This is a genomic window from Candidatus Bathyarchaeia archaeon, assembly GCA_035283685.1.
In the GTDB taxonomy this organism is placed as follows: Archaea; Thermoproteota; Bathyarchaeia; order Bathyarchaeales; family Bathyarchaeaceae; genus DATETJ01.
This window is the reverse complement of sequence record DATETJ010000004.1, coordinates 146,012-170,821: the sequence shown is the minus strand read 5'-3', so window position 1 is coordinate 170,821 and position 24,810 is coordinate 146,012. Positions and strand designations below refer to the sequence as shown.

The following is a 24,810-nucleotide window of genomic DNA, read 5'->3' as shown; positions in this document are numbered from 1 at the left end:
GCTTTGGTGGGCCGGGCCGGACTTGAACCGACGACCCTCTGCACGTCAAGCAGATGTCCTACCAAACTAGACGACCGGCCCACGTGTGTTTTGCTTTCGCTGTTATTGACTGTTATGAAGTGAAATAAGCTTTCTGATTTCTGTTTGTGATAGCTTTATTTTGAGGCTTAAGGCACATATCGGTGGTGGTGTCTTCTTGAATCTGCGCAATGAGCGGAGGAAGAAAACTGTGACGCGGACATTCCGAATCAGTGAGGATTGGGATACTGTGTTGCAGAAGGAGGCTGGGGAGCAGGGTGTAAGCGTTAACGTGTTGATGAACAAGATTCTGCGGCGTTATGCTCTTTTTGAGCGGTGGGCGGACAAGTACGAGGTGATTCATATCATGCCGCGTACGTTGGAGCGTATTCTGGAGGTAGCTTCTGACGAAGATTTGGCTAAGGCGGGGCGAACTGAAGGCGCAGTTAGACCTATGGATAGTTTGACTATGATGGGGCAGCGTGTAAGCCATGACTCTCTTGTTTCTCTAGTGAAAGAGTTTTATGGGGGAACTGATTTCGCGCGTTGGTTTGCGTGTGAGTATCATCCGGAGTTGAGTAGTGAGGTTTTTCATTTGAGGCATCGGTTGGGCAGCAAATGGAGCGTTTTCGTTCAGAACTATTTGACTGCCATGTTTGAGACTTTGTTGAAGACGCGGGTGGAGTCAACTGCGTTGGATGAAGCTGTCACGGTAACGTTGAAAACTGCGCCACGAGATCCTTTGACGCGCAGCTAGGCTACAACGCGGGCTTCATTCATATCGGATAAGGTACATTGGTTTAGCGGCTTCTTTTTTCCTATGCGCTCTGCTTGGTTTCTCTAAGGTGTCTGGGGTTACTGGGATTTCAATTTCTATTAGGGGTTCTTCTCCGGTTCTTTCGGGTTCTGAGTCTAGATCTAGCTCAGCGGTTGTGGTTGTTTTGGGTGTTGAGTTGTTTTTCATTGTGTCTGCCACGCAAAGAGAAGAGTAGGGTATATCGTGCGACTTAATAAACCTGCTTTGGATGTGTACAACTCCTGAACAGTGACTGAGGGCGTGTTCGGAAAGAGAAGGCTGTTTCGGGCGTGGGTCTGGTCTTTATGCGAAGAATGGTTCAAGTGTGGCAAAATCTTATACTGAGCCGTGGATTATCGGTTAGGAAGGGTTGAACGTTGGCGTCTTTTGAGAAGGAGAAGAGCGAGCTTAGCCGAGTGTTGCACAAGATTGGGGCTATGAAGTTTGGTGCTTTCAAGTTGACGAGTGGCAGAATCAGCCCGTATTATATTGATTTGCGTGTTGTGCCGAGTTTTCCCGATGCTTTTCAACGAGTCTGCAACCTTTACGTTAAATTGTTGGAGAGGGATTTGGGTGTTGAAAACGTTGACCGAATTGCTGGAATCCCGACGGCTGGTATGCCTTTTGCCTCCGTGGTCGCTTTCCACATGAAGAAACCGTTCGTCTACATACGTTCAAAAGTGAAGACACACGGGCGAGAACGGAGAATTGAGGGTGTTTTGATGCCTGGCAACCGCGTGCTTCTCGTAGATGATTTGATTACAACTGGGTTGTCGTTGCGTAAGGCGGCTAAAGCCATTCGATCTGAGGGCGGGGTTGTGGCTGATGCTTTAGTTATGGTTGACCGCGAAGAAGGTGGAAAGGAACGCCTAAGGAAAGACGGCATCAAATTGCATTATTTGTTGACAGCGCGTGAGGCTGCAACGAAACTCTACGAGCTAGGTGCTATAGAGGAAGACCAACTCAAGACTATTCTCAAGCAGACCAAAAAGAAGTAGCCCGGCTACTGGGCAAAGATTCTGAAGGCGAGATGGCTCAGTAGGAAGATAGCGCTTGCGACGAGAAAGACGGGCAGGAAGCCGTATGTGTTTGCGATTAGTGGACCGGTTAGGCATCCTGCTGCTCCTCCTGCGCCGATTAGCACGTTGAATAACCCGGCTTTTCCTTGTGGCAAGACTTCCATGGAAATTGAGAGCGTGTTTATGAGGAAAACGGCGTAAGCAAATCCCATCAAAACCAAGGCAACGACAGCTGTGATAGTTGTAACTGCCGATATGTATAGAGTTGGCGTTATCAGCATAAGGACCAGCAAGGTTCTGGTCAAAGCAATTCGGGTCACAGTGTGTTTTTCTCCGCTTAGGTCGGTCTGGGTTTTTCCTCTGATGTAGTAGTAGCCGAAGCAGCCTCCCGCAGCGTTCATGATGAACACGGCAAACACAACGCTGGAGGCGAGGGCGAGGTTCCGTGAGAAGAAGATGGGTAGAGGCGTGAAAAACGTGCTTGAAGCCAGCGAGAAAAGGATCAGTCCGATGTAGTAGGCTGTGGCGTTTTCGCCTTTGAGCCGTTCTGTTATGGCTTGTCCTTCTGGGCTTCTCAGCATCATGGTTATGCCGTGTTGGGCGAAGCTTAATGTTCTTTCCATGCCTGCTAGTCCTCGTTCGAGAATTATTGGTGGGTCAACAACGAACACGGTTGAGGATAGAAATGCGATGATGTTTAATGCGCTGCAGAGGAGCAGAATTAGTGAGCCGCTGAGTCCGTAAAGAGACATGGCGAATCCGAGAACCAGTCCGATAAATACGCCTAGCTCGGTGAGTAGCTCGTATGAGGCGAAGCTTTTCTCCCATTCTTCTCGTGAGTGCCATTCGGCGATTAACACGTTTTTAGGCGTGTCATGTGCCACATGGAAAACTGCGACTAGAGCGTAGATTGACATGAGCATTGTGATGTTGGTTGTTGATGAGAACAAGTAGAGTAGAATGCTAAGCATTGAAAACGAGAGTAGGATGAAAGGTTTGTAATGCCCTGTCTTGTCGCACATGTAGCCCCAGAAGTAGGAAAACGGAATCGCCAGAAACGTGGCTAGTGAAATCACTAGTCCCACGTCTACTAACGAGCCGCCTACAACGCTGCTGGTCACGTACAGAGGGACAAAGATCGAGAGTAGCCCGAACGCCATTTCGTGTAGAAAGAAGCCCAGCAGCCACATGGCTACCAAGCCACAACAAAACAACAGAAAAACCTTTCGAAAGACACTGAAGACAGTAATGAGTTTTCAGTTTTTCTCAACGGAGTCTCAGCGGGCTTAGCCTACATAGTCAGCCAAGGAAACATAACGGCAACAATCACATGGTTCGCCAGAAACAACAGGCGCAACAGCAGCACTAAGCTACTACAAAGAAAAAAATTAATGAGACATGCCAAATTTTATCAAGGTTTGGCTACTGCATAGATAAAGCAAGGGTAAGGTAACAGTCATGCCCTTAGACCGATACCGAAGCATAAGCCTTCAAAGAGAACTCGTCGACAAAATTGAAGACTGCGTTAAGAATCATCCAGAAACAGGATACAACAGCCTCGCAGACTTCGTAACAAACGCCGTCAGAAAAAGATGCGAAGAACTACAAATCCTCACGCCCAATCCGCCTCAGCTCCCAACCCTCGAACACTTCAACATCAACCAAGACCACGTCACAGTAATCGACCGCGCCAGAAAAATATTCGCAGACGTCTACTTCCGAAACAGCCGCGTACTCTGCGAAGCATGCGAATCAGAAAACTGCGAACACGTCGAATACGCATTGGGCCTGCCATAAATTCAGAGGGTCCTGAGCAAGAAAGGCGGGGTAATAGAAGAAGGAAAAATCACACGGAAACCATACTGACAGTGAGAAAGGTGGTAATGTGAGTAGAACCATACTTATGAGTGTATTAACTGACCTACGTGCCTCATTAAGCGAGCGTGAAACAGAACAGCTCTATCAAGAGGTCCTCTTCTATTTTGGATTGGTAGGTGCCTCAAACGTTTGCCAAGCCCTTGAAACGGCCTGGAAGGATCAATATAACAAACAAGAAATTGAAGAATTTATCAAGGCATGGCTTAGAAAGCGAAGAGAGAGGAAAGAAAGTATTGTGGGACTCGTTTAACGGGGTAGGTGAGAGAATGGAGATATCTACGCTTGAGGGTTGGCTTTGGGATGCGGCTTGTAGTATAAGGGGTCCGATTGACGCTCCGAAGTTTAAGGATTATATTCTTCCTTTGTTGTTCCATAAGAGGCTCTGCGACGTATATGAGGATGAGGTAAATAGGCTTGTAGCGGACTTTGGCGATAAAGAAAAGGCTAAAACACTTGCGAAATCAGATCGCAGGCTGATTAGGTTTTACATTCCCGATGGATGCAGTTGGAATGAAATTAGAAAATTAACAACCGATTTGGGTGAAAGGCTAACTTTTGCTTTGCGGGAGATTGCTAAGGAAAACCCGAAGCTTCAGGGAGTGATTGACATCGTGGATTTTAATGCTACAGCGGCTGGGCAAAGAATACTTGATGATGGAACTCTTGCTAAGCTAATAGAGATTTTAAGCAGGCATAGGTTGGGTTTGAAGGATGTTGAGCCTGACATATTGGGAAGAGCTTACGAGTATTTGTTGAGGAAGTTTGCTGAGGGTTCTGGACAGAGTGCTGGTGAGTTCTATACTCCCAGAGAAGTGGCGATTTTGATGGCTCGAATCCTTGATGCTGAAGAGGGTGAGGAGGTTTATGATCCTGCGTGTGGTTCTGGTGGTCTTTTGATTAAGGCTCAGCTTCGTCTCAAGGAAAAGAAACCTGAGGGAGTTAAGAGGCCTCTCAAGCTTTACGGGCAGGAAATAAATGCCCTCACTTATGCTATGGCGAGGATGAATGCTTTCATTCACGATATGGATGCTGACATAAGAGTTCAAAATACTATGATAAAGCCTCAGTTTGTTGAAGGTGGCAAACTCAGAACTTTTGACAAGGTAACTGCGAATCCTATGTGGAATCAGAAGTTTTCCCTTGAAGTGTTCGAAAATGACCCGTATAACAGGTTTTTGTCTGGCATTCCGCCTTCGAATTCGACTGCTGACTGGGGCTGGATTCAACACATGTTTGCCTCTCTGAACGAGAAAGGAAAACTTGTTGTGGTAATTGATACCGGTGTCGTGTCGAGGGGAAGCGGCAATATTGGGAGTAATAAGGAGAAGGACATAAGGCGGAAATTCGTGGATGAGGATCTCATTGAAGCTGTTATACTTTTGCCTGAAAACATGTTCTATAATACTACTGCACCTGGCAACATCATAGTGATAAACAAAGACAAGAAGCACAAAGGCGAAATTCTGCTAACAAACGCCTCCAAAGAATTCGCAAAAGGAAGACCGAAAAACTATCTCAGCGAGGAACACATAAAAAAGATACAAGAGGTTAACAAAAACTGGCAGCAAATTGAACGATTCAGTAAGATAATAACCATTGACGAAGCAGTAAGAAACGACTATAATCTGAGCCCTTCCCGTTATGTGGCTGTCGGCGAGAAAGAAGAATATTTACCAGTAGATGAAGCCTTGGTAGAGCTTGCCCAAGTTGAAGAAGAACGAAAGGAGATAGAAGCTGAACTCAATGCCATTATACAGAAGTTAGGATTTGAAAGATACCCTGCTGGCGAGGAATGAGATGCAGGCGAAAAACGCTGGTCTCGCTAATGCCCAGAAGACAACCATGAAGAACTCTTTCAAAGAGACAGAAATAGGTTCCCTTCCTGAAGACTGGAATGTTGCAAAATTCGAACAAGCGATTTCGAAGAAGAGGTTCAAAGTTGGGAAAATAAGACAACGAGAATACAACAAAGTGGGCAAATATCCAGTTATAGACCAGAGTCAAAAGTTCATAGCAGGTTTCACCGATGACTCTGAAAGGGTCTATCAAGGCGACCTGCCGATTGTGATATTTGGGGACCACACGAGAATTTTTAAGTTAATAGACTTTCCTTTCGTTATAGGCGCTGATGGAGTCAAGGTTATTTTACCCGAAAAAGTGTTGGTGAACCCACTCTTCTTTTATTACGCCTTATCAAATTTAAAAATTCAGAGTAGAGGTTACAATAGGCATTATCCATTGCTGAGAGAGAAAGTTATCCCAATCCCTCCGCTCCTGGAACAGCAGAGAATTGCCAAGGTTTTGGGTGTTATTCAAAGAGCCATTGAGTGGCAGAACAAAATCATAGAGGCGGGGAACGACCTCAGAAAATCACTGATGCAAGAACTCTTCACTAAAGGATTCGGGCACACAGAGTTTAAGGAGACAGAAATAGGCATAATTCCAACAAGCTGGGAAGCAATAGGGCTGGGAGATATCGCGACAATTTCAACCGGAACAACTCCATCTACACTAAACAAAGGATACTACAATGGCGAAATCCCTTTTGTGAAGACCAACGAAATAACTAACAACATAATCAGAAATGCACAGGTCTTGATCACCAAAAAAGCTGTTGATGATTACAATCTCAAAGTGTACCCTTCGGGCACTGTCTTTTTGGCTATGTATGGTCAAGGCAAAACCAGAGGACAGTCTGCCTTGTTAAGCATATCAGCAACAACATCGCAAAATACAGCGGCTATAATTCCACGTGCTAATATGGACTCTTTCTTTCTCTGGTGTTATCTCCAATATCAATACGAAAAACTCAGAAAAACAGGAATACAGGGACATATATCACATCTGAATTTAGGTTATGTAAAGAGTTTCATCGTCCCTCTTCCTTCACTTCGAGAGCAAAAAGAAATCGCTCGAATCTTAAGCACTGTAAATAAAAAGATTGAAGTTGAGGAAAGGAAGAAAGCCGCTCTTAGCGAACTTTTCAAAACTATGCTTCAAAAATTGATGACTGGGGAAATAAGGTTGAAGGATGTTGAGGTTTAACAGTTGAGACTTGTCTCTGAGAAGAAGGATGTTCAAGATCTAATAAAGGATCATCTTTGCTCAATTGGCTGGGATTATCTTGACGCTTCTGACATCATGAACTTAAGAGCTAACAGCCTCAAGGAACCCCTCCTAATTCCAATAATCAAAGAAAAACTCAAAGAACTCAACCAAGGAATCATAACAGACAAAAACATCCAAGACATAATAAGAAACCTCAGACTTCTCCCAGCAAACCTACATGGAAACGAAGAATTCCTGAAATATCTGAGAAACCAAAAAACCATCTACGTTGAGAAAGAAAAACGAGAAAGAAACATAAAACTCGTAGACTATGAAAACCCAGAAAACAACAGCTTCATCTGTACGACTGAATTCGTTTTTGAAGACAAACAGAAAAGAAGAGCGGACATAATCCTCTTCGTAAATGGCTTCCCAATAGCAATAATAGAAACCAAAAGCCCAACCGTGGAAGAGGCAGAAGAAGAAGCTTACGACCAAATAAGACTCTACAACGAACTCCTACCAGAACTATTCAAATTCCTACAATTCTACACAACAGGCGACGGAATAAGACTCTACCACGGACCCACCTGGAAATACGAACCCAAACTATTCTACCGATGGAAAACCCAAAACCACTACAACTTCGAAAAACTAACCAAAACCCTACTCAACAAACAAGAAACCCTCAGAACCCTACAAGACTACGTAACCTTCCAAAGAATCGACGAAGAACTACACAAATACATTCTGGTACCACACCAACGCCGAACAATAGACAAAATCATCCAAAAAATCTTAGAAAACAAGGAAAAAGGACTCATCTGGCACACCCAAGGCGCATACAAAACCCTAACAATGATAACCACCGCCAAAAAACTAAGAGAAAACCCACAACTGGAAAACCCAACAATCATAGTCGTAGTCGACAGAATCGAGCTTGAAGCCCAAATACACCAAAACTTCGAAGCCTTCGGCTTCCCCAAAGAAATCATCCAAAAAGCAGAAAGCAAAGAACACCTACGAGAACTACTCGCCTCCGACTACAGAGGCCTAATCATAACAATCATACATAAGTTTGAAGGCATGCCCAAGCACATAAACAAAAGAAGCAACATAATCGTTCTCATAGACGAAGCCCACAGAAGTCAAGAAGGCGACCTCGGCAACTACATGCGCGGAGCCCTCCCCAACGCCCGCTACTTCGGATTCACAGGCACACCCGTCGACAAAGGCAAAATCGGAAGAGGAACATTCGCAACCTTTGGCTACCCAGAAGAACCCTACCTCGACAAATACTCCATCGACGAATCAATAGAAGACAAAACAACAGTACCCCTATACTACCAACTGACACCTACTAAGCTCCACGTCGATAAAGAGACCCTTGAGAAAGAATTCTTCAAAGTCATAGAAGAACAAGGAGTAGCCAGCATCGAAGGCGTAAACAGAATAATCGAAAAAGCCAAGAAAACAAAAGCAATTCTGAAAAGCCCTGATCGAGTCGACAAAATAGCCCAACACATAGCCGAACATTACAAGAAATTCGTCGAACCATTAGGATTCAAAGCCTTCATCGTAGCCGTAGACAGAGAAGGCTGCGCCCTATACAAAGAAGCAATAGACAAATACCTACCAAAAGAATACACAAAAGTCATCTACACATCCAACTATAAAGACGGCGCCCTACTCAGCAAATACCACATCAACGAAGACGAAGAAAAAAAGACAAGAAAAGCCTTCAAAAAGCCCAAAGAAATGCCCAAAATCCTCATAGTCACCGAAAAACTACTCACAGGATACGACGCCCCAATTCTCTACGCCATGTACCTCGACAAACCACTCAAAGACCACACACTCTACCAAGCCATCGCAAGAGTAAACCGCCCCTATGAAGCAAAAACCTGCGGCATAATAATAGACTTCATAGGCCTCTTCGAAAACCTACAGAGAGCCCTCGCCTTCGACTCAAAAGACATAAGCAAAGGGCTCATCGACATAAACACACTAAAAGAAAGATTCACAACTCTAATAACACAAGCAAAAACAACAATCGAAAACATCCAAATCAAAGACCAAAAAGATAGAGTGACGAAAATAATAGATTACTTCTACGACGAAAAAACAAGAGACCAATACATAAAAACATTCAAGGAAACCCAAGCACTCTACGAAATCCTCTCCCCAGACGAATTCCTAAGAGACCACATAAGAGATTACAAACTCCTCATCCAAGTCTACAAAATCATCTACAACGCATACAATCCAGAAGCAGAACAAAAGAAAATATACCGAGACATCCTCAAAAAAACAGAAGCACTCATCAAAAGCAGCGTAGACCTAAAAGGCATAACCGACACCCTCCCACCGTACAAGATCACCAAACAAATAACACGCTTAATCAAAGCCGACAAAGCACCTGAAAGAGTCAAAGTCATAAACCTACACCGAACCCTGACCACATACATACATCAAAACAAACAGAAACAACCCATCCTGATCTCAATATCTGAAAAAGTCGAAGAAATCATCAAACAACTACGAGAAAAACAAAAAGACATCGCCACAGCACTCACCGAACTAACAAAACTGGCAGAAGCCATAGCAGCGTCAAAAGAAGAACAAGAAAAATCAGGCCTCACCAAAGAAGAATTCACCACATACTGGATCCTCAGAAACTACAAAGTCAACAAACCAGAAACAATGGCTAAAAACATTTTCCCGGAACTTGAAAGACACAAAGAATGGCTCTACAACGAAAAAACCGAAAGAGACCTAAGAAGAGAACTCTACAAACTATTACTCCCCACAGCCCCAAAAGAAACACTGGTGGAACTAACTGACAACTTACTCAAAATGCACAAATTCCTAACAGAGGGAACAGAATGAAAGCAGCAAGGCTCAATCACTTACAACCATTAACGGAGAGCGACCTGCTGGACATCACCCACTCATGGCAGCAAAAACTAAACATCCATATTAATCGAATTCAGATAATGAAAATGAAAAACAAGTGGAGCTCCTGCTCAACAAAAGGCAACATAACCCTAAACCAAGACCTAACAAAACTACCTAAAGAACTTGCAGAATATGCCATACTCCACGAGTTACTGCACCTCATAGCACCAAACCACGGAAAAACATTCAAAGCCCTATTATCAGCTTACATGCCAAACTGGGATGATTTACACAAAAAACTTGAACATGCACACGAAAAAGAGGCGGAAGAAAAAGGGGCTTGGTAAAGAAAAAAGGGTTGACTGGTAGCTGTCGAGACTTTTTGAAGTAGCGGTTACACATCCTTTTTGTTTCTGCTCAGTAAAATCTTATATTAACACCAGAATTAAATCAAAAGGGGGATAATATGACTATTAGATTATCCGAATCGTTGAAAAAAATTGTAGACGTTTCAGAAGAAAAAGAAAGTGAGCTAAAAGATAAATTGGTTGGAATATCGCAGAAGGAAGGAGCTGTGGTTATGGCTTGCATTGCACCTTATGTGGGAAAGAAAGTTTCTCCAACAAGGACATTAACAGCTTCCATGGGTATCTCAGAAGAATTTGCAATAGAGACTGTTATTGAGCAAATAAGAGCTCGAACTGAAGCAAGAAAACTATATCTGCTCTTGAATAGTCCAGGTGGACTTGTAGACTCATCTTATAAAGTTGCAAGGGCATTGAGGAGAAATTTTGAGGTAATAAAAGTTTTTGTGCCACATATTGCTGCAAGTGGTGGCACATTAGTAGCTGTAGCTGGAAATGAAATAGTCATGGGAATGATGAGTCAATTAAGTCCTGTTGACCCGTCGAGTAAAGGAAGTTCAGCGAAACATTATGTCGACGGCTTTCAAACCGTTACGGACTTTTTCAAGCGAACATCAGAAGAAGATGCGCCTTATACCTATAAGGTTCTTGCGCAGAAATATGAAGCGGAACAACTTGACAGCGCTGTAAGTGCATTAGTTCTAATGGAGAATTATTTGGTCGAAATCTTAACTGGTAGTGGACACAAGAATCCAGCAGCTAAGAAAATCGCACATACTTTGGTTCAGGGGTTTCTGACGCATGGGGAAGTTATCAACCTTGACAAGGCTAAGGAAGCAGGTCTCAATGTAGCTAAAGATGATAAATACCCTGAAGAATGGAGCATAATGCGAGAATGGCTTGGAAACTACCTACTCCAAAGCGCAGATAAGCATGTAATACGTTACGTGATATCAGCAAACTTGAAAAAGACCAATACTAAAAAAAACAAGAGAGAGAAAAAACTAAAGTCTTAGAATACCTATAGTAATAGTTGGTATAAAGATGAAAGTGGAAGAGCTGTTCAGATCGAAGAAGGAAGAAGACAAACTTATCAAGGAATTTGCCAAATGTGATAGGAAGGAAGACCCATTAATCGACTATTGGGTCAAACGCAAGAAACAAAAAGAAGAACAGAGATAGATAGAGAGGCGAAGTATTCTCTCAGGTCTTTAATTCGTGAATGTAGGCTGTTTCAAGTCGACTCCACATTCTGGGCAGAACTTTGAACTCACTGGAATACGAGCTTGACATTTAGGGCAGATTAGTACAACTGGTCTGCACACTGGCTGATAAATTGGAACGAAAGCCACAACGAGTCCGTAAATCATCTTCAACCTTTAACATAGACATTAGCGATATCCTACGAAAAAAGTTTACGGGTGCGCAGCATATTGCCTACAGAACACATGATTTCTAACCTTGTAGAATTACAACTAGCTATCCTACGGTCCACTTGACAATTCTTTCTGAAAGCAAATTACTTCATTCCTTGTTGAGTCCCCAACAAACCCAACAGCTTAGAATGGCATTTTCCATTCAGCTGCCAAACTCCTCTTTTTCCACTTCTTCTTTTGTTGAGCCCCATGCTTGTCGTAGGAATGTTGTTAGTGCCCAGCCTTTGCCTCTTTTCTCCGCCACCCTCTGTCCAATTAGTTTGTCCAGTTTATCGTTCATGCGTATTTATGCGCCGAGTCACATTCCAAGGCGTAAGCCCATATTCTTCCAACCTATCAGCCACGTCTTTTGGCAGAATACCACATGGTCCAGCAAAGTGCAACTCCTCTAACATATCCCTGTCAACGTCATCCCTGCAGGCCACGTCTTCCACATCTGCCCAGCTCAGAGAGAACTTGTGCTCCAAACCCTTAACCACATACCGCTAAAGCAATCCTTCAACATCCCGAGAAGATATTCTTACTTGAACTAAGCGGAAGTTAATAACATCTGAACACACAGACCCGCCTAAGCAATGCAGCCAACATTCAAGAAACACTAATAGCCAACAAGCACGCAGCACAGACTACTGAACAGAACTCAGCCGCCGACAAAAAGCCTCGGTGTTATGACTCAGTCTAAGCGAAAATTAATAACATCTGAACAAAAACCCGCCTCCGCAACCATTGCAGCCAACATAGAAGTTGTTGTGGTAAAGCCTTCAGAGTCAACAACAACCTCAAAACAGCCATAGCCATGCTGGGCGTTGATGTCACCGGGAACACTCGTATGACGATGTCCACACAGCTTCAGCTAGAGATATCCGCAACATGGTAGAAGAACGTATAAGGGGCTTGTTCCCTTCTTCTTTTGAAATTTCTCTTCTCGCAGAGCTGCTCAACATACGCAAACGTCACGTTTGGCAACATTAAACGTCACGCATAGCAACATAGAACGTCACGCAAAAAACACACAAACAGAACCCAACCCTTACACAGAACCATCAACAGCCCCAAGAACACAAACAGAAAAGCACAGCTTCAACTGCAAAAAATTTTTCTGCACTCATACTAACCCTCTCCCACACCATCAAACACATAAGACATATATGGAACGCCTCTGCAGTTTGTTTGCACAGTCAGGAGAAAAACCAAACACTATGCCAGAATGGGGATACTCCATAACCGACCTCGACCCAGCGAAAACGGTCAAATCCGCAGGCCGAGAACTCAGAGTATCCCATAAACATGCCCACGAAGTATGCACAGCCATAAAAAACATGACACTAGACCAAGCACGCACATACCTAAACAACGTAGCCGCCAAAAAACAACCCGTCCCATACCGCCGACACCAAAAAAAACTAGGCCACCGACACGGCACAGCACAAGGAACCTTCGCAGCACGATACCCAATCAAGACAGCACAAAAAATACTCCAAATCCTAGCCGGAGCCGAAGCCAACGCCGAATTCAAAGGCTTAGACACAGAAAGACTACGCATCATCCACGCATCCGCATACCAGGGCATCAAACTCAAACGATTCACACCCCGAGCCTTCGGAAGATCATCACCCAAAGTCCAAACCCTCACCCACATCGAACTCGTCCTACAAGAAACCGAGGAGAAAACACAATAAAATGTCCGTCGTCAAACACTTCGTCTCAGAATCAGTCAAAAAAACCGAAATCAACGAATTCCTCCAAAATCAATTCGAAAGAGCAGGATACGGCGGAGTAGACATAGCCAAAACACCACTAGGAACACACATAGTCGTCTACGCCATGAGACCCGGCATAGTAATCGGAAGAGGCGGCGAAACCATAAAAGAACTCGCCATCACCCTCGAACAAAAATTCGGCCTACCCAACCCACAAATAAGCGTAGCCGAAATCGAAATACCCGAACTAAACGCACACGTAATAGCCTCCCGCGTAACCTCAGCCCTCCAAAGAGGAGTACACTTCAGACGAGCAGGATTCTGGGCACTCCAACAAACCATGGAAGCAGGCGCCCTAGGCGCAGAAATAATCATACGCGGCAAACTCCGCACCGAACGCGCCCGATACGAAAAATTCCGAAACGGCTACTTACCCAAAAGCGGCAACCCAGCCCACAAATTCCTACGCGAAACCGTATTACACGTTCAGCTTAAACCCGGCATGTACGGAATAAAAGTCCGCATCATGCCGCCCGACGCAACATTCCCCGATCAAGTAAAACTACTTGAACCAAATCCAGAAGAAAAAACCGAGAAACCTGAAGAATCAGCAGCAGCTGCCACCGAACCAGAGAAACCCAGCGAACCACAACTCGAAGCCAAAACAAACGCGGAAACCAAAAAGCCCAAACTGGAACCCGAAACAACACAACCCAACGAAGCAGAACCAGCCACAACAAAGCAAGAAACAGAGGAGACAGGACAGTAACCTTGCCCATTCTAAGAACCAAAGAAATCAGAGACATGTCCCACGAAAACAGGCAGAAGAAGCTAGACGAACTACAAACCGAACTGATAAGACTCAAAACAATGGTAAAAGCAGGCGGCGCAATCGAGAACCCAGCCCGAGTGGGCGAACTGCGCAAAACCATAGCACGCGTCTTAACCATCGACAGCGAACCCACACCTATTAAGAAGGAAGAGAAAAAGAAAGCGAAAAAGGAAGAAAAGGAACAGAAACCAAAGAAAAAAGAGAAAAAGAAACCCAAAGAAGGCAAAGAAGAATGAAAGCCGCGGCAACAGTTGTTCAAGGCGAGCTAATCGGACTCGACGCGAAAGTTGCTAGGAGCACAAACCCCAGCAACATGGGCATCTCCGGGAAAGTAATAGATGAGACACGCAACACGCTTGTAATAAGACACGATGACAACGACAAAATAGTCGCTAAAGAAACAGCGGTTTTTCACTTCACACTGCCAAACGGCACCGTGATTGAAGTTGAAGGCAACGCCATACTTGGAAGACCTCAAGACCGAGTGAAGAAGAAACCGAAGAGACGGTGGTAAGAGTGGCAACGCTAGCGCTTAAGAAACCAAAAAAATCTTGCGATGACCAAAACTGCCCTTTTCACGGCACCCTCTCGATTCGCGGACGAGTTCTCAATGGCGTGGTCATAACCGCCAAGATGGACAAAACTGTAGTCATACGAAGAGACTACCAATTTTACGTACCCAAATTCAAACGGTATGAACGAAGACACAGCCACATAAACGCACACAACCCACCGTGCCTCAACGTGAAAGAAGGCCAACAAGTAAGAATCGCGGAATGCCACCCCCTCAGCAAAACAGTGTCCTTCGTTGTCGTAGAACGAACGGAGGAGAACTAAAACGGCTGCTAGGGCAAAAGGACGAGCGCTCGTTGCCAAGGGCGCAGTTGCGCAGCGGTCAAGAGTCTCGCGCGGCATTCCCTGCGGCGCCATAGTAAAATGCGCAGACAACAGTGGCGCACGTGCATTGCGGGTAATACAAGTCAAGGGTTACAAAGGACGCCTAAGACGTGTGCCAACTGCGGCTGTGGGCGACATGATAACTATTTCTGTAAGACGCGGCACACCTGATATGAGGCGGAAGATCTTTCCGGCGGTCCTGATTCGACAGAGAAAACCATACCGCCGCCGCGACGGCGTTTGGGTTCAATTCGAAGACAACGCAGCTGTAGTTATGACCCCTGAAGGCGACATGAGAGGCTCGGAAATCCGCGGACCCGTCTCTAAGGAGGCGGCTGAAATATGGACTCGCATCGCCAGCGCAGCCAGCATAATAGTATGAAAGGAAGAGCCCAGCATGAAAACCGTACAGCCCAGAAAACAACACAGAATGTTGTTTCAAGCGCCTTCACACATACGCTACAGGCTTTTCTCAGCGCCTCTTTCCTCTGCACTGAAGGCTACTCATAAAGTGAACTCTGTCCCAGTTAGATCAGGTGACACGGTCAGGATTATGCGGGGCGACAAGAAAGGAGTCGAAGGCAAAGTCTCACGCATTGATCGAAGCAGTTACCGACTATTTGTTGAGGGCGTGACCAGAGAGAAAGTTGATGGATCCGCCGTCCAAGTCCCGATTCATCCATCCAAAGTCATGATCACAAGCCTGAACTTAGATGATAAATGGCGACGAGACTCCCTGAAGGTTGAAGCACCAAAAGAACCTGAAAAACCAGCTGAAGAACCCAAAAAAGAGCGAAGAAAGAGAAAGCCACGGCAGGCACCTTCAGAAAAGCCAAAGGCGCCTCGAAAAAGAAAGGTCAAGAAGTCTGAAAAGAAAAAAGAAGGAGAGGCTGAAAGTGGGTAAGAAAGGCGGAAGCCGACATCTAAAACGCAAACCAGCGCCTGCGTTCTGGCCAATCCATCGAAAAGAAACCGTTTGGACCGTTAAACCCAATGCTGGCCCACATGCTATTGAACATTCACTTCCCCTGATACTTGTGCTGAGAGAGATGCTTGGCTTGGCGAAAACGCGTGGCGAGGCCGTGGCGATACTTTCTCAGGGAAACATAATTGTGGACGGCACTGTTGAAAAAAACGAGCTGTTTCCAACCGGTTTATTCGATGTTATTTCCATACCGACAGTGGAAAAATGGTATCGGGTACTGCCCTCTGAGAAGGGATTGACGATTCACCCAATAAGCAAGGATGAAGCTGAGTTCAAGCTCTGCAGGATTGAAAACAAAACTGTTCTCAAGTCCGGAAACATCCAACTCAATCTTCACGACGGCAGAAACGTCACAATCAAAGTTAAGGAAGCAAGTAAGCCTGAAGAGGACGTCTTCAACACTTTAGACATAGTCAAGATTAGCCTTCCAGACCAAGAGATACAAAGCCATTTCAAGCTCGTAGAAGGGGCACCCGCTCTAATAGTGGGCGGCAAGAACATTGGAAAGCACGGCAAGATTGCGGCTATAGAAAGCAGAGAAGCTCAGAAGAGAAGAAACGCTCTCATCACCATAGAGGACGCGCGTGGCAATCGTTTCCAGACCACGGTTGAATACGTGTTCGTAGCCGGTGATGTCAAACCCCACGTTTCTCTACCAGAGGTGGCTTGACATGTCGGTTGAGGAAGCGCATAAGCGACAAGCAACAAATCCCATGCTGAAGCCCAGAATCGAGAAGGTCATCGTTAACATGTCTGTGGGCAAATCTGGTGAACCTCTAGAAAAGGCAGCGTCTGTTCTCGAACAGCTGACTCGTCAGAAACCGTGTAAGCGAAAGGCAAAGAAAACTATTCGGGATTTCGGCATCAGACAGGGAGAACCCATAGCCTGCATGGTCACGTTGAGAAAGGAGAAAGCAAAGGAGTTTATCAAGAGAGCTTTACAGGCAGTTGAGAACAAGGTTTTAAAAGAGTCCTTTGACCAATTCGGCAATTTCTCCTTTGGCATAAAGGAACACATCGACATACCCGGCACGAAATACCTGCCCGAATTAGGCATACATGGAATGGACGTTTCAGTGACTTTGTCGAGACCTGGACAACGAGTCAAACGTCGGCATCGAACTAAATCACGGGTCGGAATCAAACATCGCATGACTCCCGAGGAAGCCATCAATTTTGTGCAAGACGAGTTTGGAATCCAAGTTACATGACGGTTGAGGATGTAAATCATGGTTAAACAGAAGCCTAAGAAGGAACGCAAATACGGCAAAGGCAGTCGCCCTTGCAGAAGATGTGGCTCTTATGGTCCCATTATTCGCAGGTACGGCCTGAACGTGTGCCGCCAATGTTTCAGAGAGGTTGCCAAGCAACTGGGCTTCAGGAAATACCAATGAGGGAGGCATGAGGCGCAGACTTGACTGCAATTGACACATTATCAAACGGGCTAACCACATTGATGAACAATGAGCTTCGAAACAAAACGTCATGCGTGATTAGTCCTGCTTCCAAGCTTCTGGGGCGGGTTCTGCGAGTCCTGCAGCTCAGTGGCTACGTGGGTGAGTTTGAGTTTATTGAGGACGGGCGGGCTGGCAAGTTCAAGGTTCAACTGCTTGGTCGAATCAACAAATGTGGAGCTATAAAGCCACACTATTCAGTTAAGACAGACGGCTTTGAAAACTGGGAGAAATCATTTCTCCCGGCGCGTGAAATGGGCGTCTTGGTTGTTTCAACGCCTTTCGGGGTGGTTTCGCACAAGGAAGCAAAGCAGAAGAGTGTCGGAGGCAAGTTACTCGCTTTCGTGTATTGAGGGAGTGTAAAGCTGTTGAGGGCTGTTGAAGCGGTTAAAACTATTGAAGTCCCAGATGGAGTCCAAGTCACAATAAACGGTCGAATGGTATCAGTGAAAGGGGAGAAGGGCGAATTGACCCGCGATTTCTCTGGATCACCGGTAGGTCTTCAACTGGAGGACAAAAAAATCATTGTGCAAGCCAACTGGCCTCGGAAGAAGGAAGCAGCTCTGGTCGGCACAGTAACAGCCATCATTCAGAACATGATTAAAGGCGTCACCAAAGGTTTCACGTACAAACTCAAGATTGTCTTCTCGCATTTTCCGATAGGGGTCAAGGTTAAAGGGGATAAGGTTTCGATAGAGAACTTCACTGGAGAGCGAAGCCCCAGATTTACGAAAATAATGGGTGCAGTGAAGGTATCAGTCAAGGAAGACGACGTTATAGTGTATGGCATCAGCCTTGAAGATGTGAGCCAGACAGCAGCCAACATCGAACGCGCAACAAAAGTAAAAAACAAAGATCCCCGCGTGTTCTTAGACGGAGTTTTCATCTACGACAAAAAAGAAGGCATGGAACTATGAGTCAAAAACCGGCAAGAGAACATGCTTTGAAACTTAGGGCTCGACTGAAGAGCAAGAAACCCACGTTCAGACGCCAAGAGAGTTGGCGCTATAAGAGAGTGTCTCAAGTTTGGCGAAAACCTGACGGTATAGACAGCAAGATGCGCAGAAAAGCCAAGGGCTGGCCGACCCAAGCCGAGATTGGTTACCGCGGACCACGAAAAGCTCGAAATCTACATCCGTCAGGATACGCAGAGATCCTTGTAAGAAACGTAGATGACTTGGCCAATGTTGACCCAAACACGCACGCCATACGCATTGCGCACACAGTTGGCATGAAGAGGCGCGCAGAGATCTACGTTCGAGCTGGAGAAAGACACATTCACGTTTTGAACCCGTTGCCTGAAGAAAAACCCGCTGAAGAAGAGGAAGAGGCGGCCGAAGCAGAAGCGGAGGAAACGGCGAAAAAAGAAAGAGAAAAAACAACAGAAGAAGCGGAGACTGGCGCTAAAGATGAGACCGATGGCAAGCGCAAGGAAAAGGAATCTGGAGAGGAAAACAAAGCTTGAGTCTCAAGAGTCAACGACGTCTGGCCGCTCAGCTCCTCAAAGTGGGCGCAAACAGAGTTTGGATTGATCCCAATCGCATTGAAGATGTTGAAGTAGCCATCACGCGCAGTGAGATCAGAAAGCTAATTCATGAAAGCGTCATAAGACAGCTACCCGCTAGCGGTGTAAGTCGTGCTCGCGCAAGGGACCTACACGAAAAGAAAAAAAAGGGGTTGCGTCGCGGGCCGGGAACAAAAGAGGGCTCCAGTCGAGCGAAGATTACTAAAAAAGATGCTTGGATGCTGAGGATTCGTGCGTTGAGGAGAAAAATGAAGGAGTGGAAGGCTACCCGCACTATAGCAGAAGACAGTTATCGTCACTTGTATGCAGTGGCTGGCAGTGGAGCGTTTGGTTCAATAGCTGACATGGAACGCTATGCTAAAGCTCATGGAATGTGGAGGAAACGGTAAACATGGCTACTGGTCCAAGTTATCGCGTTGCCTTTCGCAGAAGAAGGCAGGGCAAAACCGATTATCAGCAACGTCGAGGTCTCGTCCTCTCGGGGCTGCCTCGCTTCATTGTGAGGGGTTCATTGAGAAACATGACTGCCGAGATAGTTAAGGCTGAGGTAGGCGGCGACAAAGTCGTTGCGTACGCGCATTCAGCTGAGCTGGCAAAGAATTACGGGTGGCTTGGCGCTACAGGAAATATACCTTCCGCTTACCTTACCGGTCTGCTGTGTGGGTTCAAGGCTCTTAATCAAGGCGTTGAGCAGGCAGTGTTAGACGTGGGCTTGCACAACCCGTCTAAGGGTTCTAGAATTTTTGGGGCTCTCAAGGGTGTGCTTGACGCTGGGTTGAAGGTTCCTTCTGACAAAGCTATGTTACCTGATGAAAAGAGGATAAGCGGCCTGCACGTGGTTGAGTATGCGAAGCTTTTGTCTTCCAATCCCGAGGTGTATCAAAAAAGGTTCTCCGCACAGATATCCAAAGGGTTGAAGCCTGAAGGACTGAGCGCTCATTTTGAGCAAGTTAAAGAGAAGATTGTCATGTCTCTGAAGAAGTCCGGTCCGGCGACTGAAAGAACACAGTCTGAGTCTGCTGTAGAAAAGAAAGAGGATGAACCAGAGGAGGAACAATGATGCCGCGCAGAGGTAGAGGAAGAGGTGGAAGACGAGGGGCACGTGAGGTGCGACCAAGCAGGCGCGCTGAGACTTGGGTGCCGCGCACAGGGCTCGGGAAAATGATTCAGGAAGGCCGAATCTCCTCGGTAGAAGAGATTTTTAGTGAAGGCCAGAAGATTAGGGAACCAGAAATAGTTGATGTTTTGTTACCCGACATTCAGGAAGAGGTTATCAGCATTAATTTGGTGCAGAAACAGACGGATGCGGGTGAAAAATCGCAGTTCAAAGCAATTGTGGCTGTTGGAAACCGCGACGGCTATGTTGGACTGGGCTCGGGCAAGGCTAAACAAGTGCGCTCAGCCATTGAAAAAGCGGGTGTGGACGCTCGTTTGAACATAACATTAGTTCGCAGAGGCTGTGGCAGTTGGGAGTGTGGATGCGGCAAGTCTCATTCGCTTCCCTTTCAGGTACGAGGCAAGTGTGGAGGTGTTGACATTCTGCTTGTGCCTGGGCCTCGAGGTCTTGGTATAGTTGCGAGTGAAGCAGCAAAGGTCATTCTTGGGTTAGCCGGTGTAAATGACATTTGGACACGCAGTTTTGGGTCGACGCGAACCGTGCCTTCTTTTGCCTGCGCAGTGTTTGATGCGCTGAGGAAGACATATCGTTTGGTTACTTCGTCGGAATGGGTGAGATAAGACCATGGAGCAACCCGCGCCCAGAAAGTGTTTAGCAGTTATTCGGGTTCGAGGTGTAAGTGACATTCATCGAGATATCAAAGAAACAATGAATATGTTGCGTCTTCGAAGAAATTGCCACGCGACTCTAATAGATGATCGACCCGCTTATTTGGGCATGCTTCAGAAGGCGCAGAGCTACTTAGCTTGGGGCGAGATTTCGAAAGAAACTCTAAAGCTTCTGCTGACTAGACGCGGACGACTTGTTGGTAACAAAAAATTGACTGACGAATATGCGCAAAAAGTTGGCAAGAAATCGTTGGATGAGCTGGCTGAGGCTCTGGTCAAGGGTGAGATTGATTTTCGCAGTTTGCCCAGCGTCAAGCCAGTTTTTCGCTTGCACCCACCAACCAAGGGATTCAAACAAAAAGTCAAACGGAGTTACCAGTCTGGAGGAGTCGCAGGCTACCGAGGGGAAGCTGTCAACAAACTTCTGAAACAGATGATTTGACAAGACATTAAGAAGCTATTTTTTGAGGCACGGGCTGTTGTAGTTTGCCTTTTTCAGTTCCTCCATGTATTGGTGTTCACCGATCTCATTTGCAAGACGTTGTTGTGCATTGACAAATTCCAGTAAGTGGTACAATGTCTCTTCGCCGGTTACCTGCTCGTTGAAATAACATCCTTTCTTGACGCCGTTGGGTTCAAGTCGCTTGAAATAGTCGAGAGCAAGTCGGCAATGACCTACTATCTCGCATGAGACGCATTTGGGATTGTCAGGATAGAAGCAGGGGCCACAGGTTACATGACATGCTCTTCGACCTGGATACACCATGTCTATGGCATCGCTGCCGCAACGGCAGCAAACGTTTTCCCATGACTCAGGATGAGACAACATGTCCTCCTCCAAATAACAACATTAAATATAGAAAATCTGATAATAAACTTTTCTTTTTTCGAGAAGTCTTACTCCGCTTAGAACCATTTCTCTCTCGAAACCTTGCTCATTCTGGGAAAATCTTAAAATACAAAGATCAGCGAGGTTCTGCAGACTCGAAAGCCGCTAGTGTTTAGTCAATGTGCCCATTGCTCTTTTTCATGCATGATTCGCAAATTCGAGGATGCGTAGTCGAGATGCGACAGGAATTCTTATTTTGTCTAGCAGCCAAAGAGACTTCAGATTGAGCGTGGGCAGGTGGAAAAGAATGTTTATGACGAATCCTACTTCGAAGGCAGAAACTCCAATTATTGGTGGACGGTTGGAAGCTACGAAAACTTGAGACGATTTTCCCACTGGGAAGAAATGATGAAGCTTATACAAGAGTTTAGGAGGAGTGGCAGGTTACTAGACGTTGGGTGCGCCTATGGCTTGCTCGTAAACGAGGCCTTCAAATGCTTTGAAGCTTATGGAATAGACATATCTCGCTTTGCTGTCAAGAAATCGAAAGAATACTGCAAAGGAAATATTTCAAGAGCTTCAGCGGTTAATCTTCCTTTCAAGGACGAGTCATTCGACGTCATAACCCTTGTAGACACGTTAGAGCATATACCAAATTTCAACGATTGCTTAAAGGACATTGCAAGAGCACTCAAAAAAGGTGGAATCCTATTGCTTCAGTTGCCTAACCCTCTGATTTGGGCACACCTTTGCGGGAACCTAGGACTGGAAGATGAGACACACATAAACAACTTCCGACTTGAGCAATGGCAGAAAATCTTGCCAAAGTACGGGCTCAAAGCGGAAAAATGCTTTGGGTTCATTGCCTATGCCTTCAAAAAAACGAGGTTCTTTGTAAAGTCGGAGAGAGCTGCGTCATTGTTTCCAGAATTATGGATAATTGCCAAGAAGTAGAATTACTTTCTTAGATTTCCGAAGTATGTGGGAAATCTTGTATCCAAGGTTTCTTGTTTAGGACGAAGACTTGGAAGTAGTTTCTAAAATACACGTAGTAGTTTTTCATCCGCCCATTCTTCATCACCCGTCTTAAGGACGTGTAGGCTTTAGCTCTCCGGCTAACAAGACATTTTCCAACTTTGCCCATTTTCAAGGAGAAAATCAAATCTTCAGCGATCGCTAGGCCTTCGTCAAACCCGCCGATCCTATGAAACGCAGATTTTTTGCAGGCGCAACACACGGTTGGAAAGAAGGGGAAGCCCAAGTGAGCAGTTACTGCTGATACACAGTTCACAAGGCCATAGTGCGCAAACTTGAACAGATTGTCGATTGTCTTAGACCTTTCAAGGCCTGCCATTGTGCCGACTGCGCAGACAACGTTGGAATCGGCTAGAATCTTGTAGATTTCGGCTATGAATCCAAAATCTAAAATGGTGTCCGCGTCTAGAAAGAGCAGTATTTCGCTTTTCGCTTTTTGAGCTCCAACGTTTCTGGCTTTGCTTACGCCACGTTTCTTCAAGTTCATGACTTTGTCCGCGTATTTTTGGGCGATAGCCCTCGTATTGTCAGGGCTATTGCTGTCTACAACGATTATCTCGATTCTGCCCTCTTCGAACACTTGCCTTCTAATACTTTGCAGGCAGCGTTCTATGTTTTGCTCTTCGCAGTATGTGGGTATTACTACCGAGACAAGGGCATTCCTAGTCGCTATGTCGAACCCTCCCTCAGTATCTCATCTTTAGTTTGAATTCGACACCACACCTTTGATCTGATTCTCAGTCCATAAAAATAATATGAATCTACAATCAGAATTGAAAAGTGGGCCGGGAGAGATTTGGACTCTCGACCTTTCGGTTATCAGCCGAACGCTCTAACCATGCTGAGCTACCGGCCCTCAAGTGGTTAAAGCGTAGAGTAGATGTTGTTCTTTATTAAAGGGTTTTCAAGAATCTTGTATCTTTCAAAATCCGCATTTTGACGGAGTGAAAAAGAGCGAATAGGGCGTTCGTCATTTACTCGTAGTAGATTAGTTTTTCATCTTCAAGTCGCTGATGTAGCTTATTCACTGCAAGGTATACGTCTTCTTCTCGCTTGGCGCCGGTGCACACCAGTTTGCCGCTTGCGAACAGCAGAATGACCACTTTGGGTTCGTCCATTCTGTAGATCAGTCCTGGGAACTGCTCTGGCTCATACATTGTGCGTCCGAGCGAATACGCAGATTTCTCCAAGTCGATCATTCCACCTAGGCTGGCTGAAGCCACGATATTTTGGATCTTGAGTTCAGGCTTGCTGATGATGATAATCCCGCTTTTCTTCAGCTCTTTTATCACTTTCATTACAGCGCGCCGCGCTTCTTTCTCAGACTTCGCGCCGGTGCACACCATTTTACCTGAATTGAATATCAATGTAGCCGTTTTCGGACGCTTCAATCGAAAGACTAGGCCTGGGAACTGTTCTGGTCGGTACTCTACACCTGGATATCCCTTAACCACAGCGTTGAGGTCAACTCTCTGTTTTAGTGTGGCTGATGCAACCACGTTTTCTATGTTAATTGTCGCCTTGACTTTAGGCAATCTGACACAACTCTCCTAGCATCTTAGACAATGCTAGAGTCATTAATAGTCGAGTATTTATAAAGGATTATCTTTCAGTCCGTTTGGCTCGGGGCAGTGGCAAGATTCAGAAAACAGCTGTTCTGGACGTTTTTGGGAGTTTTCGTCTTTTCCCGGCTTTCTTTCGATTCTGCAAACGAATGCTGACTAGGTCTGCGGAAGAGCGGAAAATTATTAATATCTGGGTAACGTGGTACTGTGCTAAGTCGGAGACGCGAAAAGTTTGAGAAAAAACAAGGAGATGCCTGTTCTACGTGAACTGCTGCGAAATTCGAAGCGCAGTGACAGGGAACTAGCCAAGAATCTGAAAACTTCGCAGCCAACGGTGACGCGAACTAGGAAGATTTTGGAGAAGAAAATCATACGGACTTACACTTTGATTCCAGATTTCGCGAAGATGGGTTATGAGATGATTGCGTTCACTTTTGCCAAGGCGAAAACCTACCGACGGGAAGACGCTGAGAAGATGATCCAGGGCGCAAAGGAATGGACTGCCAAACGCCCAAACGTGGTTTTAGCCTCTGATGGAGAGGGATTGGGCAAGGACACGGTCATGGTGTCACTTCATAGGAACTATTCTGAATATGCCAACTTCATGAGAAGCTTCGCCGTTGATTGGGCTGACTATGTTAGTGACTTCCAATCTTTCATTGTGACCCTGAGAGACGGGATGCCCATTAAACCCTTTGATTTGAAATATCTCGCTGACGACATACAAACATGATTGAAGTGATGG

At 45.6% G+C, this 24,810-nt stretch carries 32 protein-coding genes, 2 tRNA genes and 3 pseudogenes; 28 read left to right on the top strand and 9 right to left on the bottom strand.

The window, feature by feature from the left end:
* Positions 1-4: 4 nt before the first annotated feature.
* Positions 5-81, bottom strand: a tRNA-Val gene (locus VJ249_05210).
* 115 nt (positions 82-196) lie between these two features.
* Here VJ249_05210 and VJ249_05205 point away from each other — a divergent pair.
* Positions 197-775 (top strand): hypothetical protein, encoded by a 579-nt coding sequence (locus VJ249_05205; protein HKZ93961.1) that lies wholly within the window; start codon positions 197-199, stop codon positions 773-775.
* 15 nt (positions 776-790) lie between these two features.
* Here VJ249_05205 and VJ249_05200 read toward each other — a convergent pair whose 3' ends face one another.
* A complete protein-coding gene (locus VJ249_05200; protein ID HKZ93960.1) occupies positions 791-982 on the bottom strand; it encodes a hypothetical protein in 192 nt (63 codons plus the stop codon).
* Between the two features lie 209 nt (positions 983-1,191).
* Between VJ249_05200 and pyrE the strand changes: the two genes are divergently transcribed.
* Positions 1,192-1,812: an orotate phosphoribosyltransferase gene (gene pyrE / locus VJ249_05195; GenBank protein ID HKZ93959.1), complete on the top strand. Its 621-nt coding sequence runs from the start codon at positions 1,192-1,194 to the stop codon at positions 1,810-1,812.
* A 5-nt stretch (positions 1,813-1,817) separates the two neighbouring features.
* On the opposite strand, the gene VJ249_05190 is transcribed toward pyrE, so the two are convergent.
* Positions 1,818-3,023 carry an MFS transporter gene (locus tag VJ249_05190; GenBank protein ID HKZ93958.1) on the bottom strand — a complete coding sequence of 402 codons (1,206 nt, stop codon included), beginning with the start codon at positions 3,021-3,023 and terminating at the stop codon, positions 1,818-1,820.
* A gap of 268 nt (positions 3,024-3,291) precedes the next feature.
* Between VJ249_05190 and VJ249_05185 the strand changes: the two genes are divergently transcribed.
* From VJ249_05185 to VJ249_05155, 7 genes are all read left to right on the top strand, one after another.
* Positions 3,292-3,630, top strand: a complete 339-nt coding sequence (locus VJ249_05185) for a hypothetical protein (GenBank protein ID HKZ93957.1) — start codon at positions 3,292-3,294, stop codon at positions 3,628-3,630.
* A gap of 347 nt (positions 3,631-3,977) precedes the next feature.
* Positions 3,978-5,507, top strand: coding sequence for a class I SAM-dependent DNA methyltransferase (locus VJ249_05180; GenBank protein HKZ93956.1), 1,530 nt, complete (start codon positions 3,978-3,980; stop codon positions 5,505-5,507).
* Between the two features lie 46 nt (positions 5,508-5,553).
* The gene (locus tag VJ249_05175; protein HKZ93955.1) at positions 5,554-6,756 is read left to right on the top strand and encodes a restriction endonuclease subunit S; all 1,203 of its coding nucleotides are present in this window, start codon (positions 5,554-5,556) and stop codon (positions 6,754-6,756) included.
* A gap of 3 nt (positions 6,757-6,759) precedes the next feature.
* Positions 6,760-9,648, top strand: a complete 2,889-nt coding sequence (locus tag VJ249_05170) for an HsdR family type I site-specific deoxyribonuclease (GenBank protein HKZ93954.1) — start codon at positions 6,760-6,762, stop codon at positions 9,646-9,648.
* A complete protein-coding gene (locus VJ249_05165) occupies positions 9,645-10,004 on the top strand; it encodes a M48 family metallopeptidase (GenBank protein ID HKZ93953.1) in 360 nt (119 codons plus the stop codon). The genes VJ249_05170 and VJ249_05165 overlap by 4 nt, the downstream gene beginning before the upstream one ends.
* A gap of 119 nt (positions 10,005-10,123) precedes the next feature.
* Positions 10,124-11,038, top strand: coding sequence for a hypothetical protein (locus VJ249_05160; protein ID HKZ93952.1), 915 nt, complete (start codon positions 10,124-10,126; stop codon positions 11,036-11,038).
* A 28-nt stretch (positions 11,039-11,066) separates the two neighbouring features.
* Positions 11,067-11,204, top strand: a complete 138-nt coding sequence (locus VJ249_05155) for a hypothetical protein (GenBank protein HKZ93951.1) — start codon at positions 11,067-11,069, stop codon at positions 11,202-11,204.
* Between the two features lie 396 nt (positions 11,205-11,600).
* On the opposite strand, the gene VJ249_05150 is transcribed toward VJ249_05155, so the two are convergent.
* Positions 11,601-11,738, bottom strand: a complete 138-nt coding sequence (locus tag VJ249_05150) for a hypothetical protein (protein HKZ93950.1) — start codon at positions 11,736-11,738, stop codon at positions 11,601-11,603.
* Positions 11,728-11,925: a hypothetical protein gene (locus VJ249_05145; protein ID HKZ93949.1), complete on the bottom strand. Its 198-nt coding sequence runs from the start codon at positions 11,923-11,925 to the stop codon at positions 11,728-11,730. The genes VJ249_05150 and VJ249_05145 overlap by 11 nt, the downstream gene beginning before the upstream one ends.
* A gap of 732 nt (positions 11,926-12,657) precedes the next feature.
* Here VJ249_05145 and VJ249_05140 point away from each other — a divergent pair.
* From VJ249_05140 to VJ249_05060, 17 genes and pseudogenes are all read left to right on the top strand, one after another.
* Positions 12,658-13,137 carry a 50S ribosomal protein L22 gene (locus VJ249_05140; GenBank protein ID HKZ93948.1) on the top strand — a complete coding sequence of 160 codons (480 nt, stop codon included), beginning with the start codon at positions 12,658-12,660 and terminating at the stop codon, positions 13,135-13,137.
* A 1-nt stretch (position 13,138) separates the two neighbouring features.
* A complete protein-coding gene (locus VJ249_05135) occupies positions 13,139-13,927 on the top strand; it encodes a 30S ribosomal protein S3 (GenBank protein ID HKZ93947.1) in 789 nt (262 codons plus the stop codon).
* A 2-nt stretch (positions 13,928-13,929) separates the two neighbouring features.
* Positions 13,930-14,109: pseudogene (gene rpmC, locus VJ249_05130) on the top strand (50S ribosomal protein L29).
* A gap of 113 nt (positions 14,110-14,222) precedes the next feature.
* Complete coding sequence (locus tag VJ249_05125) at positions 14,223-14,504, top strand: ribonuclease P protein component 1 (GenBank protein HKZ93946.1); 282 nt, start codon at positions 14,223-14,225, stop codon at positions 14,502-14,504.
* A 2-nt stretch (positions 14,505-14,506) separates the two neighbouring features.
* The gene (locus VJ249_05120) at positions 14,507-14,827 is read left to right on the top strand and encodes a 30S ribosomal protein S17 (protein HKZ93945.1); all 321 of its coding nucleotides are present in this window, start codon (positions 14,507-14,509) and stop codon (positions 14,825-14,827) included.
* Between the two features lie 61 nt (positions 14,828-14,888).
* Positions 14,889-15,269 (top strand): annotated as a pseudogene (locus VJ249_05115) (50S ribosomal protein L14).
* Positions 15,270-15,284: 15 nt separating this feature from the next.
* Positions 15,285-15,791 carry a 50S ribosomal protein L24 gene (gene rplX, locus VJ249_05110; protein HKZ93944.1) on the top strand — a complete coding sequence of 169 codons (507 nt, stop codon included), beginning with the start codon at positions 15,285-15,287 and terminating at the stop codon, positions 15,789-15,791.
* Positions 15,784-16,542 (top strand): 30S ribosomal protein S4e, encoded by a 759-nt coding sequence (locus VJ249_05105; protein HKZ93943.1) that lies wholly within the window; start codon positions 15,784-15,786, stop codon positions 16,540-16,542. Before rplX ends, VJ249_05105 begins: the two co-directional genes overlap by 8 nt.
* 1 nt (position 16,543) lies before the next feature.
* Entirely contained in the window at positions 16,544-17,083 is a 540-nt protein-coding gene (locus tag VJ249_05100) for a 50S ribosomal protein L5 (protein HKZ93942.1), read from the top strand.
* 18 nt (positions 17,084-17,101) lie between these two features.
* Positions 17,102-17,266: a 30S ribosomal protein S14 gene (locus VJ249_05095; protein ID HKZ93941.1), complete on the top strand. Its 165-nt coding sequence runs from the start codon at positions 17,102-17,104 to the stop codon at positions 17,264-17,266.
* A 20-nt stretch (positions 17,267-17,286) separates the two neighbouring features.
* The gene (locus VJ249_05090) at positions 17,287-17,679 is read left to right on the top strand and encodes a 30S ribosomal protein S8 (protein ID HKZ93940.1); all 393 of its coding nucleotides are present in this window, start codon (positions 17,287-17,289) and stop codon (positions 17,677-17,679) included.
* Between the two features lie 15 nt (positions 17,680-17,694).
* On the top strand, positions 17,695-18,243 hold the full coding sequence (locus tag VJ249_05085; GenBank protein HKZ93939.1) for a 50S ribosomal protein L6: 549 nt from the start codon (positions 17,695-17,697) through the stop codon (positions 18,241-18,243).
* A pseudogene (locus VJ249_05080) lies at positions 18,240-18,620 on the top strand (50S ribosomal protein L32e). The gene VJ249_05085 and the pseudogene VJ249_05080 overlap by 4 nt, the downstream one beginning before the upstream one ends.
* Before the next feature lie 167 nt (positions 18,621-18,787).
* Entirely contained in the window at positions 18,788-19,240 is a 453-nt protein-coding gene (locus tag VJ249_05075; protein ID HKZ93938.1) for a 50S ribosomal protein L19e, read from the top strand.
* Between the two features lie 2 nt (positions 19,241-19,242).
* A complete protein-coding gene (locus VJ249_05070) occupies positions 19,243-19,911 on the top strand; it encodes a 50S ribosomal protein L18 (GenBank protein HKZ93937.1) in 669 nt (222 codons plus the stop codon).
* Positions 19,908-20,588, top strand: coding sequence for a 30S ribosomal protein S5 (locus VJ249_05065; protein ID HKZ93936.1), 681 nt, complete (start codon positions 19,908-19,910; stop codon positions 20,586-20,588). The genes VJ249_05070 and VJ249_05065 overlap by 4 nt, the downstream gene beginning before the upstream one ends.
* Positions 20,589-20,592: 4 nt before the next feature.
* Positions 20,593-21,078, top strand: a complete 486-nt coding sequence (locus VJ249_05060) for a 50S ribosomal protein L30 (GenBank protein ID HKZ93935.1) — start codon at positions 20,593-20,595, stop codon at positions 21,076-21,078.
* Positions 21,079-21,093: 15 nt separating this feature from the next.
* Here the strand turns inward: VJ249_05060 and VJ249_05055 are convergent, their stop codons facing one another.
* Positions 21,094-21,465 carry a hypothetical protein gene (locus tag VJ249_05055; GenBank protein ID HKZ93934.1) on the bottom strand — a complete coding sequence of 124 codons (372 nt, stop codon included), beginning with the start codon at positions 21,463-21,465 and terminating at the stop codon, positions 21,094-21,096.
* Positions 21,466-21,762: 297 nt separating this feature from the next.
* Between VJ249_05055 and VJ249_05050 the strand changes: the two genes are divergently transcribed.
* Complete coding sequence (locus tag VJ249_05050; GenBank protein HKZ93933.1) at positions 21,763-22,419, top strand: class I SAM-dependent methyltransferase; 657 nt, start codon at positions 21,763-21,765, stop codon at positions 22,417-22,419.
* Between the two features lie 10 nt (positions 22,420-22,429).
* Here VJ249_05050 and VJ249_05045 read toward each other — a convergent pair whose 3' ends face one another.
* From VJ249_05045 to VJ249_05035, 3 genes are all read right to left on the bottom strand, one after another.
* Complete coding sequence (locus tag VJ249_05045) at positions 22,430-23,140, bottom strand: glycosyltransferase (GenBank protein ID HKZ93932.1); 711 nt, start codon at positions 23,138-23,140, stop codon at positions 22,430-22,432.
* Positions 23,141-23,281: 141 nt separating this feature from the next.
* Positions 23,282-23,356, bottom strand: a tRNA-Ile gene (locus tag VJ249_05040).
* Between the two features lie 118 nt (positions 23,357-23,474).
* Complete coding sequence (locus tag VJ249_05035) at positions 23,475-24,035, bottom strand: TATA-box-binding protein (protein HKZ93931.1); 561 nt, start codon at positions 24,033-24,035, stop codon at positions 23,475-23,477.
* 262 nt (positions 24,036-24,297) lie between these two features.
* On the opposite strand from VJ249_05035, the gene VJ249_05030 reads away from it, so the two are divergent.
* Positions 24,298-24,798 (top strand): hypothetical protein, encoded by a 501-nt coding sequence (locus tag VJ249_05030; protein HKZ93930.1) that lies wholly within the window; start codon positions 24,298-24,300, stop codon positions 24,796-24,798.
* The last annotated feature ends 12 nt before the right edge of the window (positions 24,799-24,810 follow it).

Coding starts and splice junctions, on each gene's coding strand:
- VJ249_05200 (HKZ93960.1), bottom strand. CDS start 982: ATGAAAAACAACTCAACACCCAAAACAACCACAACCGCTGAGCTAGAT.
- VJ249_05190 (HKZ93958.1), bottom strand. CDS start 3,023: ATGTGGCTGCTGGGCTTCTTTCTACACGAAATGGCGTTCGGGCTACTC.
- VJ249_05185 (HKZ93957.1), top strand. CDS start 3,292: ATGCCCTTAGACCGATACCGAAGCATAAGCCTTCAAAGAGAACTCGTC.
- VJ249_05180 (HKZ93956.1), top strand. CDS start 3,978: ATGGAGATATCTACGCTTGAGGGTTGGCTTTGGGATGCGGCTTGTAGT.
- VJ249_05175 (HKZ93955.1), top strand. CDS start 5,554: ATGAAGAACTCTTTCAAAGAGACAGAAATAGGTTCCCTTCCTGAAGAC.
- VJ249_05165 (HKZ93953.1), top strand. CDS start 9,645: ATGAAAGCAGCAAGGCTCAATCACTTACAACCATTAACGGAGAGCGAC.
- VJ249_05160 (HKZ93952.1), top strand. CDS start 10,124: ATGACTATTAGATTATCCGAATCGTTGAAAAAAATTGTAGACGTTTCA.
- VJ249_05155 (HKZ93951.1), top strand. CDS start 11,067: ATGAAAGTGGAAGAGCTGTTCAGATCGAAGAAGGAAGAAGACAAACTT.
- VJ249_05150 (HKZ93950.1), bottom strand. CDS start 11,738: ATGAACGATAAACTGGACAAACTAATTGGACAGAGGGTGGCGGAGAAA.
- VJ249_05140 (HKZ93948.1), top strand. CDS start 12,658: ATGCCAGAATGGGGATACTCCATAACCGACCTCGACCCAGCGAAAACG.
- VJ249_05135 (HKZ93947.1), top strand. CDS start 13,139: ATGTCCGTCGTCAAACACTTCGTCTCAGAATCAGTCAAAAAAACCGAA.
- VJ249_05125 (HKZ93946.1), top strand. CDS start 14,223: ATGAAAGCCGCGGCAACAGTTGTTCAAGGCGAGCTAATCGGACTCGAC.
- rplX (HKZ93944.1), top strand. CDS start 15,285: ATGAAAACCGTACAGCCCAGAAAACAACACAGAATGTTGTTTCAAGCG.
- VJ249_05100 (HKZ93942.1), top strand. CDS start 16,544: ATGTCGGTTGAGGAAGCGCATAAGCGACAAGCAACAAATCCCATGCTG.
- VJ249_05095 (HKZ93941.1), top strand. CDS start 17,102: ATGGTTAAACAGAAGCCTAAGAAGGAACGCAAATACGGCAAAGGCAGT.
- VJ249_05070 (HKZ93937.1), top strand. CDS start 19,243: ATGGCTACTGGTCCAAGTTATCGCGTTGCCTTTCGCAGAAGAAGGCAG.
- VJ249_05065 (HKZ93936.1), top strand. CDS start 19,908: ATGATGCCGCGCAGAGGTAGAGGAAGAGGTGGAAGACGAGGGGCACGT.
- VJ249_05060 (HKZ93935.1), top strand. CDS start 20,593: ATGGAGCAACCCGCGCCCAGAAAGTGTTTAGCAGTTATTCGGGTTCGA.
- VJ249_05055 (HKZ93934.1), bottom strand. CDS start 21,465: ATGTTGTCTCATCCTGAGTCATGGGAAAACGTTTGCTGCCGTTGCGGC.